At 36.0% G+C, this 15,345-nt stretch carries 12 protein-coding genes; 8 read left to right on the top strand and 4 right to left on the bottom strand.

What is annotated here, in order from left to right; translation table 11 throughout:
- The first annotated feature begins 244 nt into the window (after positions 1-244).
- Both ntdP and CQ058_RS22970 read left to right on the top strand, forming a co-directional pair.
- Complete coding sequence (ntdP, locus tag CQ058_RS22975; protein ID WP_000506630.1) at positions 245-775, top strand: nucleoside tri-diphosphate phosphatase; 531 nt, start codon at positions 245-247, stop codon at positions 773-775.
- Between the two features lie 54 nt (positions 776-829).
- A complete protein-coding gene (locus CQ058_RS22970) occupies positions 830-2,590 on the top strand; it encodes an ABC transporter ATP-binding protein (protein WP_002191857.1) in 1,761 nt (586 codons plus the stop codon).
- A gap of 13 nt (positions 2,591-2,603) precedes the next feature.
- Here the strand turns inward: CQ058_RS22970 and CQ058_RS22965 are convergent, their stop codons facing one another.
- The 3 genes from CQ058_RS22965 to hemL all read right to left on the bottom strand — a co-directional run bounded on the left by CQ058_RS22965 (position 2,604) and on the right by hemL (position 9,900).
- Positions 2,604-3,692, bottom strand: a complete 1,089-nt coding sequence (locus tag CQ058_RS22965) for an aromatic acid exporter family protein (RefSeq protein ID WP_002063696.1) — start codon at positions 3,690-3,692, stop codon at positions 2,604-2,606.
- A gap of 269 nt (positions 3,693-3,961) precedes the next feature.
- On the bottom strand, positions 3,962-8,398 hold the full coding sequence (locus tag CQ058_RS22955; protein WP_105589996.1) for a glutamate synthase-related protein: 4,437 nt from the start codon (positions 8,396-8,398) through the stop codon (positions 3,962-3,964).
- Between the two features lie 203 nt (positions 8,399-8,601).
- A complete protein-coding gene (gene hemL, locus CQ058_RS22950) occupies positions 8,602-9,900 on the bottom strand; it encodes a glutamate-1-semialdehyde-2,1-aminomutase (protein ID WP_002191859.1) in 1,299 nt (432 codons plus the stop codon).
- A 127-nt stretch (positions 9,901-10,027) separates the two neighbouring features.
- Here hemL and CQ058_RS22945 point away from each other — a divergent pair, with 127 nt between their 5' ends.
- The 6 genes from CQ058_RS22945 (at position 10,028) to perR (ending at position 14,322) form a co-directional block, all read left to right on the top strand.
- Positions 10,028-11,041 carry an ABC transporter ATP-binding protein gene (locus tag CQ058_RS22945; protein ID WP_105589995.1) on the top strand — a complete coding sequence of 338 codons (1,014 nt, stop codon included), beginning with the start codon at positions 10,028-10,030 and terminating at the stop codon, positions 11,039-11,041.
- Positions 11,034-11,825 carry an ABC transporter permease gene (locus tag CQ058_RS22940; RefSeq protein WP_002140292.1) on the top strand — a complete coding sequence of 264 codons (792 nt, stop codon included), beginning with the start codon at positions 11,034-11,036 and terminating at the stop codon, positions 11,823-11,825. Before CQ058_RS22945 ends, CQ058_RS22940 begins: the two co-directional genes overlap by 8 nt.
- 4 nt (positions 11,826-11,829) lie before the next feature.
- Positions 11,830-12,615, top strand: coding sequence for an ABC transporter permease (locus CQ058_RS22935; protein WP_002125070.1), 786 nt, complete (start codon positions 11,830-11,832; stop codon positions 12,613-12,615).
- Between the two features lie 72 nt (positions 12,616-12,687).
- Positions 12,688-13,092 (top strand): potassium channel family protein, encoded by a 405-nt coding sequence (locus CQ058_RS22930; protein ID WP_002125072.1) that lies wholly within the window; start codon positions 12,688-12,690, stop codon positions 13,090-13,092.
- A gap of 44 nt (positions 13,093-13,136) precedes the next feature.
- Entirely contained in the window at positions 13,137-13,592 is a 456-nt protein-coding gene (gene bcp / locus CQ058_RS22925) for a thioredoxin-dependent thiol peroxidase (RefSeq protein ID WP_002029647.1), read from the top strand.
- 301 nt (positions 13,593-13,893) lie between these two features.
- Positions 13,894-14,322, top strand: a complete 429-nt coding sequence (gene perR / locus CQ058_RS22920; protein WP_000237831.1) for a peroxide-responsive transcriptional repressor PerR — start codon at positions 13,894-13,896, stop codon at positions 14,320-14,322.
- Positions 14,323-14,525: 203 nt separating this feature from the next.
- Here the strand turns inward: perR and CQ058_RS22915 are convergent, their stop codons facing one another.
- On the bottom strand, positions 14,526-14,882 hold the full coding sequence (locus CQ058_RS22915; RefSeq protein ID WP_002125074.1) for a YgzB family protein: 357 nt from the start codon (positions 14,880-14,882) through the stop codon (positions 14,526-14,528).
- Between the last annotated feature and the right edge of the window lie 463 nt (positions 14,883-15,345).

The raw sequence follows: 15,345 nt of genomic DNA, 5'->3' as shown, positions 1-15,345 counted from the left end.
ATCTTCGTTTAATCTTCTAAAATACGTATTGCTAATTCATAGGAAATGTTCCTTCGTTAAAAGGGTTAGTGATGTGGTATTCAATAATACAAACTTCATTATATTCCTCATGAAAACAAGTGTCCTATCGCTTTAGTTTTAAAATTTTGACAAAAAAGTTATAATAGAAAAAAAGTGAATGCAGTTCAAGGGGTAGTTAAGACAACTTAAGAAAAGCATTTGCGGTTGAAAGAAGGGAGCATATATGGGATTTCCCAAAGAAGGAGAAAAGGTACAAATACATAGTTATAAACATAATGGCTCCATTCATAGAATGTGGGAAGAGACAACAATTTTAAAAGGGACGCAGAGCCTTGTGATCGGAGCAAATGATCGTACAGTAGTTACGGAATCAGATGGTCGAACATGGGTTACTCGCGAACCTGCGATTTGTTACTTCCATGCTAATTATTGGTTTAATGTAATTGGAATGCTGAGAGAAGAAGGAGTATATTATTATTGTAATTTAAGTTCTCCTTTTGCATATGACTCTGAGGCATTAAAGTATATTGATTACGATTTAGATATTAAAGTGTATCCGGATATGACATATACACTTTTAGATGAAGATGAGTATGAGAAGCATAGTCAAATCATGCAGTATCCACCTGTTATTGATACAATTTTAAAACGAAATGTAGCACATTTAACACAGTGGATTCATCAAAGAAAAGGTCCATTCGCACCGGATTTCGTAGATATGTGGTACGAAAGATATTTAATGTACAGAAATTAAAACAAACCTGCAGGGAATTTCCCGGCAGGTTTGTCCTATTAGAGGGGGGATTATGTGCAAGGTATAAAAAGATATTTACAATTTGTTAAACCATATCGATGGCTTATTGCTATTACAATTATTATTGGTCTTGTGAAGTTCGGTATCCCGCTTATTATGCCATGGTTATTAAAGTATATTATTGATGATGTTATTCAAGGCACGGGATCGCTTCAAGAAAAAACGTCTCAATTAATAACCGCAATTGGGATTGCTTTTTTTATTTTTGCAGTAGTAAGACCGCCGATAGAATATTATCGTCAATATTTCGCGCAGCGCATTGCCAATACAATACTATACGATTTACGAAAATACATTTTTGGGCACTTGCAAAAATTGAGCTTACGTTATTATTCGAACACAAAAACAGGGGAGCTTATTTCACGTGTAATCCATGATGTAGAACAAACGAAGGACTTTGTAATTACTGGTCTTATGAATGTCTGGTTAGATACTGCAACAATTGTTATTGCCATTATCGTTATGTTTTCTATGAATATAAAATTAACCTTTGTTGCTTTATTAATCTTACCTATTTATGTAGTTGCAGTGAAATATTTTTTCGGGCGCCTTCGAAAATTGACGAAAGAGCGCTCGCAAGCGTTAGCAACTATGCAAGGGTATTTACATGAACGTATTCAAGGGATGCAAGTGACACGTAGTTTTGCATTAGAAGAGTATGAAAGAGGACAGTTTGAAAAGAGAAATAATGAATTTTTAACGAAAGCACTAACTCATACGAGTTGGACAGCGAGAACGTTTTCGGTAGTGAATACGTTAACGGATTTAGGGCCGTTACTTGTTATTGGTTTTGCGGCATATGAGGTAATTCAAGGGTCGTTAACACTGGGTACGATGGTTGCTTTTGTTGGATATATGGATAGTTTATATAGTCCGCTTCGTCGCCTTGTTAATTCATCTACAACATTAACACAGTCTTTCGCCTCGATGGATCGAGTGTTTGAATTGTTGGATGAAAAATACGATATTGTTAATGTGCCAAATGCGGTGCAAACGAAAAGGCTAGATGGGGAAGTTATATTTGATAATGTTTCTTTTCGTTATAATGCGGATGAAAAAGAAATATTGCATAATCTGTCATTAACTATGCGCCCGGGAGAGAAGGTTGCGCTTGTAGGGGCAAGCGGAGGAGGAAAGTCATCTCTTGCTAGTTTAATTCCGCGTTTTTACGATGTTTCTGAAGGTGCAGTTTATATAGACGGGGTAGATGTAAGAAAGTATAATATGAGAAATTTACGTAGTCATATTGGAATTGTGCTACAAGATAATTTATTATTTAGCGATACAATCGGGGCTAATATTTTATATGGCAATCCGAAAGCTACAGAGGCGGAAGTGATTTCAGCTGCCAAAGCTGCACAAATTCATAATTTTATTACAGAGTTGCCAGAGGGCTATGATACTGTCGTTGGGGAACGTGGTGTGAAATTATCTGGTGGACAAAGACAGCGTGTAGCAATCGCACGGGTTTTTCTAAAGAATCCGTCTTTACTTATATTAGATGAAGCAACTTCCGCTTTAGATTTAGAAAATGAACGATATATTCAAGAGGCACTGCAAACGTTAGCTGCAGATCGGACAACAATTATTATTGCACATCGATTAGCGACGATTACGCATGTTGATACAATTATTTATGTTGAAGATGGTGTAATAAAAGAAAAGGGTTCTCATGAAGAGTTAATGAAAAAGAGGGGATTTTATTACAATCTATATCAACTTCAGCATATAACAGAAACAGCTCCTTTAGCGTAAAAGGAGCTGTTTTTTATTCGTCTTCTTTTTTATCTTCGATTTGGAGTTCGCTTTCTGGTTTATGGTATGTGTAGAAGCTATCCACAAGTAAATCTAAATGCTCTACTTCCTCACTGTAGTTAATAATTGAAGAAATAAGAGGGAAGAGGTGTAACCATATTTTATATGCTTCCTCATCGTCTTTATTTTGATAATCCATAAAGATATCAATCAATTCTTGTTTACCGGTTTCAACTTCATCAAGCATCTCAACGGATTGTTGTTTCTTTGCTTTACCAATAAATTTTAATAACACTTGTTCGTGATAATGCGTTAATGAATCAAGTTCGTTTTGAATAGATTCCTGAAACTCTTCTGGCATATAGCGCAGTTCATTTTCGGTGCGATGTAATGATTTTAACGTGCTTAAAGCGCGGCTTGTTGTCGCTAACATTTGTCTGAATAAAACGAGCTTACGAATTTTCGCGAATTGTATTTTTTTCGTATAGCTTCTTTCTTCTTTATACAGCAAATAGTAATGATTTAGTTTAATCATTTTTTCTTTCATGCGATCAATATCGGTTTTTAGCGTTGTAAAATCAGAAGCTTGCCTACTGTTCATACGAATCCATTTAACAATTTCCTCTGTATTATCAACGATGCGATGGTAAAGTTTTGTTTCATATTTTGGCGGCATAAATACTAAATTTACAAGCGAAGCCGCAATAATTCCAATCATAATCGTCGCGAATCGAAGTAAGGCAAAATTAAAGAAATCTTCGCCTTGATACTCCATAATGGCGATAACTGTTACTAAAGCGAGTGATATTGTTTTTTCTAAGCGTAATTGTAAAGTAAGAGCAATTACTAATATACACGTTAATCCAATAATAAAAGGATTATGTCCAAAAGCAGTAGCAAATACGATAGCGAATACAGCACCAATTACGTTTGCTTGAATTTGCTCAAGAGCAGTTAAATACGAGCGGTATACAGACGGTTGAACAGCAAAGATAGCTGAGATTCCCGCAAATACAGGACTCGGTAATTGAAGTAAAATACAAGCAAATAAAGCTAATGTAATGGCAATACCCGTTTTTAAAATGCGAGCACCAAGTTTCATACCCTTATTGATATCCTTTCTCTTGTCATAATGAATGTACAACATGATACTATACATTCATTACAATATGTTAGCAAGTGATATTTTAGTGACGTTAAAAAGTTTAATAAATAAATTACAATCAATTTATAATTTCTCCAAATTCTCTTTAAACATCTATTCTTTAATAAAAAAACCTGCTGAATTTCAGCAGGTTTCAAATTGTTATTCTAGATTACTATGCGATGCTCGCTTCGTCAATTTTTTTATGAAAATAAATATTGTACATATCATTCAGTTGAAATAGATGGATCCGCCTGTTCTTTTTTCGGGATAATTTCATAGAAGTGAAGCTGGATATCATCTAATAATGGTGTTAACAAAGCGACTTCTTCATATTGTTCGTGCTCATTTAATACACGAATGTAGTCTAATAATAATTCATTCACATCTTGCAAACCATTTTTACTAATTGGCTGCAATGTTACATTTGCACCTTTAGCAATTCTTCTTTTTAAAGCGTGCTCTGTTAAACCTAAGTTTGGCTCATGATGTAAATAAACAACACCACCAGTCATGCCGGCACAAATCCATGGACCAGGATCTCCTAAAACAAGAGCACGACCATTTGTCATATATTCAAAAGCAAATCCTTTTATATTAGAATATACTCCGATATTTCCTTGTTCTTTTTCGCGGAGTGGTTTTGTAATTCTGCCTCCAATTATCATATCTGCTCCAGAAAGGCGAATGCCAGCACGAGCATCAGCGTTACCTTGCACGTATAATGCACCTTTTTGAGCACCGTATCCAAATCCTTTTCCGACAGAACCGTTATAATATGTTCCATCTGTTCCTTTTGCTTTCGTTATATAAATGCCACCGCCAAATGAAGTTTTTCCAATTCCATCTTGCGCGCCACCATTTACGTGTATAAATAAGTTCTCGCTATTGTACGCGCCTAATCCGTTTCCGGGAACAGATCCGTTTGTATACTTTAATGTAAGTGGTTCAAGATGAGTGTTTTCATATAATTTGCTACGAATACGATAACAGGATTCTAGACCGCCCATTACGCGTTGCTCTACGCCGACGCTTACTAATTCTTTTGACTGGAGAGAATTTGTTGTTTCAAATTGTTTTTCTTGTACAGATGCCGTTATTTTCACAGATGAATCTTCTATCGTTTGTATTAAATTACGTAAGTCTAATAAGTCCTTGCCTCGAGTTTGTTCTAATAAATCCGATCGTCCGATAATATCTTGTAAGTTTGTGTAACCGAGCTGCCCTGTTAAACGTTTCAATTCTGTACCGAAAGTAGTGAATAGGCTTAATAGCCCTGTAACTGCGCTTTCTAATTCACGTGGAACGAAACGGCGCAGTCCATGTTCTTTCGCTTGAGCTTCAGATTCAATTTGTGTTGCAATTCCGACGTGGCACGTATCAAGATGACAACCACGGCAAGTTGTACAGCCAATTGCAATCATTGATAATGTGCCAAATCCGATCCGGTTTGCTCCGAGGAGCATGATTTTTAAGGCGTCATTTACACTTCGAATACCGCCATCTGCCCAAATCTCTACTTTATGTCTCATATTTGCTTCTAGTAACGCATTGTGAGCAGCTTTAACACCAATCTCTACAGGAAGACCAACATGTTGCAATGCGTGAATACGCGCAGCACCTGTTCCGCCATCAAATCCACTAATGTTAATAAAGTCAGCGCCAGCTTTTGCGATACCGACAGCAATTGTTCCGATGTTAGGAACGACAGGAACTTTTACAGCTACTTTTGCAAGATGATTAGCCGTTTTAATTTCTGTAATCATTTGAGCCAAGTCTTCAATTGAATAAATATCATGGTTGTTAGAAGGTGAAATTAAATCCGAACCAATTGTAGCATTACGTGCTTCCGCAATTTTGGCAGTCACTTTTGAACCAGGCAAATGTCCACCTTCACCAGGCTTTGCTCCTTGACCTATTTTAATTTCAATTAAATTTGATGAATTTAGTAGTTCAGCGTTTACTCCAAATCGGCCAGATGCAACTTGTTGTCCGCGTGTATGTGGGTACTTACCAATCATATCTTTAATTTCGCCGCCTTCACCGTTCAAACTAATCATATTTAGCTGATCGGCAGCTTCTGCATACGCGCGAAAGGCAATTTCATTTTGAGAACCAAATGACATGGAACTAATAATAAATGGTAAATCATGATTGTGAATGCCGATGGACACTTCTTCAGTCGGAACTACATGCTGTGCTTGTTTTGTTTGAACAAGGTGCCTGATTGCGATGGGAGTGTTTTCTTCTAATTCACTTAACTTGTCGCGGTAATCATCATAAGAGTTTCCTTTTGCAACATCACCAATTGCTTTCCAAATCCGCGGGAATATATGAAATGATTTTCGCATTCTAACTTTTGGATTGTTAAAATCCTCAGCTCGAATTTTTGCATCTTCAGCAAGTGATTCAAGTGAAAAAGCTAAATTATTTGAACCGCAGAAGTTTGTAATTTGTAATATATTTGCGATTTCCTCATGTAATCCAATAGAGGAGAAGAGGCGACCGTAACCGCGTAATTCATGAATTCCAATCGTTGAAATTACTTTCTCTAGTCCTTTATTAAGTGCGGTATACAAATTAGTAATTGGTACTTTTGTTTCATCATTTACCGTTGCGAACAATAAATATGGATTAATACCATCTGCCCCTAATCCGTATAGCGTGACGATATCGTGTAAGGAGCGAAGGGCACCGGAACGTATAACGAGAGAGCATTTCCGGCGTAATTTATTTTCAGTTAATGCTTGATGTACTTTAGCAGTAACTAAATGTGGGTCAATCCATAACAGTTCATTTTGATGAGATTTAGCGTCATCTAATAATAGTAGGGAAGCACCATTTTTAACGGCTGCTATCGCTTCGGAACTAATTCGATTTAATGCGATTTGTAGAGTTTCTGATGGACTAAATGTAATGGGAATTGTAGAGACAGAGCTATGAGTAATGAATAGCTGTATAAGTTGTTCGTACGTAATCGTGTGTAAGTCTGCCGCGATCGATTGAGCTAAATTCCCTTCTAAAATAATGGGTGAAAGCATCTCGATTACAAATGGTTGTTTAGAGTTATCTAATAAACCCGGACGCTCTCCGAGTACAGTACGTGTGGAGAAGTGTTCAACTTCTCGATCGCGATCGATTGCTGGATTTGTAACAACGGCTACACTTTCCTTAATGAAATCAGCAATATTTCGTCTATCTGTATCAAGTGCGGCAAGTGGTGAGTCATGCCCAAGTGACCGAATTGGTTCGACGCCTTTTGTCGCCATTTGTTCAAGGAGCTGAATATGTTCTCGATCCCAGCCAAAAGCGACGTATTGATTCGTTTCAACTTGAACCGAAGCACATAATCCCTCAGTTTCTTTCGTTTCAGGTGTAGATAAGTTTACATGATAATTGGTAACATCGATTCGTTTCTTAAAACGGTTATATACTTCAATTTGATAATTGTCGTATTCATAGAGAACGAGCTCATATTGTTGATTCCATTTTAATCCAACTTTTTCTCCAGGAGCGAGTGGTTTCGGCTCTGCTACATATTCAGTTGGTGATACAACTCCAGGTTCAGAAGAGAAAATATAGGAGCTCTCTGTCTCTACTTTCCAAACTGGGCGTAATCCAAGGGAATCGACACTGAAAACAGCTTCATCTTTATAACGTGAAATAATACCAGCTGGACCTTGTGCGAAATGCCCCCAAGCCTCACGTATATAAATGTATAAGTTTTGTAAGTTTGTTTCGTAAAGTTTTATTTCATTAATAATTGGTGGAAATAATATATCCATTGCTTCAAATAAACTGTAGTTATACTGAACGAGAAGGGTTTCTAAGGTGCGGTTTAAATCTTGGGAATCACTGCCCCCGGCAGTAAGTGGTACATTAATCATTTCAGCTTGATCGCGTAATTTTGCAATCGTGTTAATTTCGCCATTATGTCCGAGAATGCTAAATGGTTGTACACGAAAAAAATTAGATAACGTATTAGTAGAATAGCGATTATGTCCTAGTGTCATAGTTGAAGCGATAAGTGGGTGTTGTAAATCATTGTAATAAGCAACGAGTGTATCGCCAGCACCGAGAACTTTATATACAACATGTTCATGACTTAATGAGGCAACATGGATTGCTTCATTTTCTTCGATTTTTATTGTTACAGAAAATAATGTTTGTTCAATATTTTTAACTTCACTTTCGGCGATAAGGGCAATTTGCCAAAATAAAGGTTCTTCTTGTTTACCAAGAGGACCGAGTGCATCTGAGTTTATTACATCATCATTTTCGAGAACAATTGTAAAGCTTTCATTGTTTAGTTGCGTACGAATGTAATCTTTTAACTCAGCAATGTTTTCTTTTTTGTTTAGAAAAAAATGTCCAACGATAAAGTGGGGATGATCCACAATCGTTGGATTATATCCGCTACTTTTCAGTTTTTCATTCCAAAGTGCTTTTGGCATGTCGATATGAATTCCGATACCATCTCCTTCGCCATTAATGAAACCAGCTCTATGATTCATTTTGACTAGCGATTGTATACAAAGATCGATGTTTTCTTTTGTAGGAATTCTTCGTTTTTCCATAACGGAAACGATTCCACACGCATCATGTTCTGCATTTTTATAATTCCGAAATAAAGACGGTGTCCATTTGTTTTTTTTGTTGAGCATCCGTCAATCCCCCCTCTGGAAAATGAATTTTGAATAATCTTACTATTTAAGGCGTGAACTGCCTTGTATACATGGATAGTAAGGATATAAAAGAATATAAAACAGATAATTATGAATAATTATACTATTAATGAGGGATTTATGAAATAGAAAAAAGGAAAAAAGAAAGATGGGCTTTCTTTTTTCCTTTTGTAATGAAGAGATTATTTATTGTTCGCTAGGGTAGAAAATGCTCTGCCAACAGCTTCAATTGTATATTCAATATCTTCTTTTGTATGTTCTGTCGTTAAGAACCATGCTTCATATTTAGAAGGTGCTAAATTAATACCTTCTTGAAGCATCAGCTTGAAGAATCTACCGAACATTTCACCATCTGTATTTTTGGCTGCATCGTAATCTTCAATTGTATTTGTTGTGAAGTATACAGTTAATGCACCTTTTAGACGGTTTACTGTAATATCGATGTTATATTTTGTAGCTTGATCTAAAATTCCTTTTTCAAGTATTGCGCCAAGTGCATCTAATTTCTCGTATACGCCTTCTTGTTGAAGTACTTCTAGACAGGCAATCCCTGATGCCATAGAAGCAGGGTTCCCAGCCATTGTACCAGCTTGGTATGCAGGGCCGAGCGGTGCAACTTGTTCCATAATTTCTTTTTTACCACCGTAAGCACCAATTGGAAGTCCGCCGCCGATAACTTTACCAAGTGCTGTTAAATCTGGGGTTACGCCAAGTAAGTCTTGAGCGCCGCCATACATAAAGCGGAAAGCAGTAATAACTTCATCATAAATTACTAGTGCACCAGCTTCGTGAACAAGTTCGTTAACTTTTTCAAGGAAGCCAGGTTTTGGCTCAACAATACCGAAGTTTCCAACGATTGGCTCTACAAGGATAGCTGCTACTTCATGTCCCCATTTATCTAACGCTTCTTTTAAAGTTTCTACATTATTAAATGGAACAGTAATAACTTCTTGAGCGATACTTTGTGGCACACCCGCTGAATCAGGAATTCCAAGAGTAGAAGGACCCGAGCCAGCTGCTACAAGTACTAAATCGGAATGACCGTGGTAACAACCAGCGAATTTCATAATTTTTGTGCGGCCAGTGTAAGCACGAGCAACACGAATGGTTGTCATAACGGATTCTGTACCAGAGTTCACGAAGCGGACTTTATCTAAAGCGGGCATTGCTTCTTTTAACATTTTTGCGAATTTTACTTCTAATGCTGTTGGAGTACCGTATAGTACGCCGTTTTCAGCCGCTGTTTTAATTGCTTCTGTCACGTGTGGGTGAGCATGTCCAGTAATAATAGGGCCATACGCTGCTAAATAATCGATATATTTATTTCCATCTACATCCCAGAAATAAGCACCTTTTCCGCGTTCCATTGCAACAGGAGAACCGCCTCCAACTGCTTTAAAAGAACGGGAAGGACTATTAACACCACCAACGATATGTTCTAAAGCTTCTTTATGTAACGCTTCTGATTTTGTGAAATTCACTACAATTCATCTCCTTACAAAAATCTATGTATTATTCTAACATGTTTTTTGAAAAGACGTATTGTTTGTGATAGAAGGAGCAGTTGGGTAAACTATTCGTTGTGACATTTAGGAAGGGGGTCCGATTATGAAATCGGTAATTGAGGTACAAGGGTTACGTAAAGAGTTTACAGCTTATTCAAGTCGTCCGGGATTAAAGGGTGCATTTCGCGATTTATTAAATCGTGATTATAAAATAGTACCAGCAGTAAATGATGTTTCTTTTACTGTAAAGCAAGGTGAAATGGTTGGTTATATTGGTGAGAATGGTGCTGGTAAATCAACGACGATTAAAATGCTTACAGGGATTTTGACTCCGACATCAGGACAAATTACAGTGAATGGAATGAATCCACACAAACAGAGAGAAGAATTTGTAAGAACAATCGGCGTTGTGTTTGGTCAGCGTTCCCAGCTTTGGTGGGATATTGCTGTACAAGAATCATTTCGTTTATTGAAGAAAGTGTACGGTGTATCAGACGCTCAGTATAAGGAACATATGGAACATGTTATTGAAACGTTAGATATCGGTCCTTTATTAGATAAACCGGTACGGAAATTATCTCTTGGTCAAAGAATGCGTTGTGAATTGGCAGCGGCGTTAATTCATAATCCGCCGTTATTATTTTTAGATGAGCCAACAATTGGACTAGATGTTCTTGTGAAATTGAAAATACGAGAATTCTTAAAAGAGATGAATGAACGTTATAAAACAACAATTTTATTAACGACACATGATATTACTGATATTGAAGCTTTATGTGAACGCGTCATCATGCTTGATGAAGGGAATATTATGTATGACGGATCTTTAGATAATCTTCGTACGCAGTGGGGAGTAGAGAAGGAAATACATTTTCAGTTTGTTGCCCCAGTTTCATACCAGGAGTTATCAATGGTTATGCCGGATAGTCATGTTGTTTGGTCAAAAACGAAAGAAGAAAACGCATGGGTTGCAAAAATACCGAATGAAGAAGTTATCATTTCTATGTTGATTTCTAAAGTAGTACAAGCCTTTCAAATTAAAGATTTGAAAATTAACGAAGTGTCTACAGAGGAAATTATTCGTAACATTTATGAAGAAGGTATTATGCATGGGTAAGTATATTGAAATGATTCGGATCCGCTTTTTAATGATGCTTGCTTATCGTACAAATTATTACAGCGGGATTTTAATTTATACGATTAACATTGGTGCGTATTATTTTTTATGGCAAGCAATTTATAGCGGGAAAGAGAATATTGAAAGTTTATCTATTTCGCAAATGACTACGTATATTGCGATCGCATGGATGGCACGCGCTTTTTATTTCAATAATATAGATAGAGAAATTGCGATGGAAATTCAAGAAGGACGTGTGGCGGTAGAGCTAATTCGTCCATATAACTATTTAGGTATGAAAGTTATGCAAGGGCTTGGAGAAGGGATATTTCGTTTTGCTTTCTTTTCAATTCCGGGTATGGTTATTGTTACGTTATTATTTTCATTACAAATTACAACAAATTTTCAAACGTGGTTATATTTCTTCTTATCTTTAATATTTAGTTTTATCATTAATACACAAATAAATTTAATGACAGGAATGCTTACATTCTTCTTATTTAATAATAGTGGAATTATGTATGCGAAACGTGTTGTTATCGATTTATTTTCTGGTTTATTATTACCGATTAGTTTTTATCCGTTATGGGCCCAAAAAGCAATGGTGTTTTTACCGTTTCAAGCAATTAGTTATATTCCGAGTATGATTTTCTCTGAAGGTATACAAGGAAATAAGTTATATGAAGCTTTATTATTTCAAGTGATTTGGGCAATTATACTTATTATTCCAATTGTACTGATGTGGAAAACGGCGAGAAAACGTCTAATCGTACAAGGGGGATGACGAGATGATATATATAAAATTATTTTTGCAATATGCAAGTCAATATATAAAAACAAAATTGGAGTATCGTGGCGATTTTATCGTCGGATTACTTTCAGATTTATCACTACAAGCTGTTAATTTAATCTTCATTCTCGTTGTGTTTGGGCATACCCAAGCACTAAAAGGGTGGAGCCGAGAAGAAGTAATCTTTATTTATGGGTTCTTTTTAGTACCGTTTGCCATTTTTTCAGCTTTCTTTAATATATGGGACTTTAATGATCGTTACATTATTAAAGGAGAAATGGACCGTATATTAACGAGACCGATTCATAGTTTATTTCAAATTATATTAGAAAGAATGGAACTTGAATCTTTAATTGGAGCTATTACGGGGATTATTGTGATGGGTTATGCAGCAATGGAGCTGCAATTATCTTTTTACTGGTATGATTTCTTCTTATTCCTACTCATGGTAGGGGGAGGGGCACTTGTGTACGGCGGGATATTTGTTACGCTTGCAAGTTTTGGCTTTTGGTCGGATGCGAAAAGTTCCATTATGCCGCTTATGTATAACATAGGGAATTATGGACGCTACCCTGTTGATATTTATAACCGTGTTATTCGCTTTGTTTTAACGTTTGTTTTACCGTTTGCATTTGTTGGGGTATATCCAGCAGCATACTTTTTAAGAAAAACAGAGTGGAATAGCTATGCTTTCGCAACTCCAATTGTTGGTGTTATCTGTTTTACTATTGCAATTACCCTCTGGAATCAAGGGGTTAAACGATATCGTGGTGCAGGAAATTAATTATAGAAGCTTGTTCGTTTCTAAGGGATAAATCAGCTACAGTCCTCATACATATAAAACGAGGTGGAGGACATGTTATGGGGATTTATTCTATTAATTGCAGCAATCGCTATTTTGAGAAGTGTCCAATTATTATGGAGTTCATATTCAAATTCCAATCGTTTCTTTTCGCTGTACAATTTAGCTACGTTGTTTTTGATTTATACAACGGTACTGATTGCGTTTGGATTAAGTTATGTTGTGCTAGAGGAAATGGGTTTTGCAGTTTTGAAAGAAGATGGGGATAGGTTAAGTGCTCATTCCTTTCAGCTCGTTGAAATATGTTTATATTTTAGCGCGGTTACTTTATTGTCCGTTGGATATGGTGATATAGCTCCGATTGGAATCGGAAGATGGATTGCAATTGGAGAAGCGCTAATTGGATATACATTACCGTTTGCCTTTGTGATGAGATCTGTAATAGACAATGAAAAATAAGGTCGCATTTGATATAGTAAAAGAAAAGAGAAGGAGTGATAACAATGATTACAGTAGGAGAAATGGCACCAGAATTTACATTAGAAGGAAGTAACGGAGAACAAATTCGCTTAGCTGACTTTCGCGGTAAAAATGTAGTCCTATATTTTTATCCGAAAGATATGACTCCGGGATGTACAACTGAAGCATGTGATTTTCGTGATGCATATGGATTATTTCAAGAGAAGGATACGGTTATACTTGGTGTAAGTCCAGATTCAGCAAATAGACATATGAAATTCATTGAGAAGCATGAGCTTCCATTTGTACTTTTAGTAGACGAAGATCATAAAGTAGCAGAATTGTACGATGTTTGGAAGCTGAAAAAGAACTTCGGAAAAGAGTACATGGGAATTGAGCGTTCTACATTCCTTATTAATAAAGACGGTGAGCTTGTAAATGAGTGGCGTAAAGTGAAAGTGAAAGGGCATATTGAGGATGTTCTTTCTTATATAAAATAAATCTATATTAATGAGGAGAAAAAATACATATGTAAGGCATGCGTCTATACATATTTTCTTGCGATACATAAAGTGAAAGTGTAGGGCATACCTCCTCAGATGATAGTATTCCAAGTGCGATTATGTCGCACTTTTTTCTATGTAAATGTATAGGGAATGGGGGAAGATACATAAGAATAAGGCTATATACGAAAATAAACCACATACTTATAGTAGAAATATTGACGATTTATAAGAAAAAGAGTACACTCTTTATAAGAATTATAAAATAATAATCCGTATAGAATCGGGGTGCATGACGGTGGTCAAAGAAGAATTAAAAGAAGCGCTAGAAATGCTGAAAAATACGGGTGTACGCATTACTCCACAGCGTCATGCTATTTTAGAGTACCTTGTGGAATCTATGACGCACCCAACAGCGGATGACATTTATAAAGCATTAGAAGGTAAGTTTCCAAATATGAGTGTTGCAACTGTCTATAATAACTTACGTGTGTTTAAAGAAGTTGGACTTGTAAAGGAATTAACTTATGGGGATGCTTCAAGTAGATTTGATTATGTTACAAGTCAACATTATCATGTGATTTGCGAAAAATGTGGTAAGATTGTTGATTTTCCTTATGGAGGATTGGAACAGCTTGAAGAGGAAGCTGCAAAAACGACAGGCTTCGTTATTAATAGTCATCGCTTAGAAATTTATGGCGTTTGTCCAGAGTGTCATAAGGCGTAATATATAATAAAAAGAAAGAGGCTGACGGCTATACGTCGACCTCTTTCTTTATTATATATGGGAATCGTGTTAGACTCATGAGGATTTAAAATGTTAAGTGAAGAATCAAATTTAATAAGAACAAATACAAGAGGTGATTTCTTAGTTAAGAAATCACCTTTTTAATGAGATGAAACTTCTTTAGTTTTGTAAGCTCCATATACCTATGATTTATAACTCTTCTTATTATATTTCTCATCAAATTCTTTTCCTTCTAGATTTCGATCAAGTGTTAAAGGTTGATTGCAATGCATACATGCGTCGACACGACCGAGCATTTTTGTTGGTTTATCGCAGCTTGGACAAATAATTTGTATCGTTTTTGTAGATAACATACCAATCCAAAAGTAAACAACAGTGCTAGCGATGACAGCTAAAAAACCAACCATCATAAAGGTTGTCATAATAATGATGTTTTCGCGAAAAAAGACACCTAAGTATGCAATGAAGAGGCCGATAAATACTAAACTCAATGCAAAGGTTCGGATTTTATTAATTTTGTTCGAATATTTAATACCCATTCCCACCACACTCCTATAGGAATAATATAACACACAATTTAGAATATTTTATGAAAACGAAGGTGATGATTAAATTTATCACTTATTAAAGAACAGTAGTGTTTTCTTTTAAGATGCAATACAGAAAGAGATTAGGTGGAAGGAGCATGTCTATAAAAGAGGAGTAGTAATTTTTTTCTATAGTTAATTTAGTTTTTTAACGGGATGTGAAATTTTTTCAGAAAAAGTATTGACCCTATATATACTGCGTGATATATTAATAAACGTCGCTGATGCGGAAACGCAGTAAACGACAAAAAAGAAATTTGAAAAACTTAGTTGACATCGAAAAACGAAGATGTTAACATAAGGAAGTCGCAATCGAGCGGCGAAGTAGTTCTTTGAAAACTGAACGAAACAAACAACGTGAACGTCAATTTTTATTTTTAGATGCTAGACAAACTAACTTTATTGGAGAGTTTGA

The organism is Bacillus sp. MYb56 (assembly GCF_002976445.1).
In the GTDB taxonomy this organism is placed as follows: Bacteria; Bacillota; Bacilli; order Bacillales; family Bacillaceae_G; genus Bacillus_A; species Bacillus_A mycoides.
This window is presented reverse-complemented; position numbering and strand designations above follow the sequence as displayed.